The following is a 1,088-nucleotide window of genomic DNA, read 5'->3' as shown; positions in this document are numbered from 1 at the left end:
GTTGGTGGTATCACCGGCTACATTAAAGCCCGTCACCGTTACGGGACCATCGACACTGCTCGTGCCAGTGAGTACATTGCCCGTTAAAGTAGTGTCTTCAGCCACCGTCAAAGCTTCATCGACATCACTAAAGGCATCATCGACTGGAGTCACGTTAATAGTCAAAGTCGAGGTATCACCACTGCTGCCATCGGTCATCGTGTAAGTGATCTCAGGCACTGGACCGTTGTAATTAGCAACAGGAATAAAACTGAACGTGCCATCGCCATTAATTTGCAAACTGCCTACACCCGCAATCGCCGCCGTTTGGCCAGCGCTGTAGTTGGTGCTATCGCCCGCTACATTAAAGCCCGTTACCGTCACCGCACCATCCACACTACTCGTGCCAGTGAGGACGTTGCCATTTAAGGTCGTATCTTCCGCAACCGTCAAAGCTTCATCCGCATCACTAAAAGCATCATCCACTGGAGTCACGTTGATGGTCAAAGTCGAGGTATCACCACTGCTGCCATCGGTCATCGTGTAAGTGATCTCAGGCACTGGACCGTTATAATTGGCAACAGGAATAAAACTGAACGTACCATCGCCATTAATTTGCAAGCTGCCTACCCCGGCAATCGCAGCTGTTTGGCCAGCGCTGTAGTTGGTGGAATCACCTGCTACATTAAAGCTCGTTACCGTCACCGGACCATCGACACTGCTCGTGCCACTGAGCACGGTACCGTTTAAGGTGCTGTCTTCAGCAACACTTAAAGCTTCATCCGCATCACTAAAAGCATCATCGACTGGAGTCACGTTAATAGTCAAAGTTGAGGTATCGCCACTGCTGCCATCGGTCATCGTGTAGGTGATCTCAGGCACTGGGCCGTTGTAATTGGCAACAGGAATAAAGCTGAACGTACCATCGCCATTAATCTGTAAGCTGCCCACACCCGCAATCGCAGCTGTTTGGCCAGCGCTGTAGTTAGTGGTATCACCGGCTACATTAAAGCCCGTCACCGTTACGGGACCATCGACACTGCTCGTGCCAGTGAGTACATTGCCCGTTAAAGTAGTGTCTTCAGCCACCGTCAAAGCTTCATCGGCAT

General features: G+C 50.9%; 1 protein-coding gene. It reads right to left on the bottom strand.

The window, feature by feature from the left end; genetic code table 11:
* Nucleotides 1–1,088 (bottom strand): Ig-like domain-containing protein (locus tag ELY21_RS15470; RefSeq protein WP_127110933.1); only part of this gene is annotated, 1,088 nt, incomplete at both ends.

Origin of the sequence: Legionella sp. km535 (assembly GCF_003990085.1) — a bacterium.
Lineage (GTDB): Bacteria > Pseudomonadota > Gammaproteobacteria > Legionellales > Legionellaceae > Legionella > Legionella moravica.
This window is presented reverse-complemented; position numbering and strand designations above follow the sequence as displayed.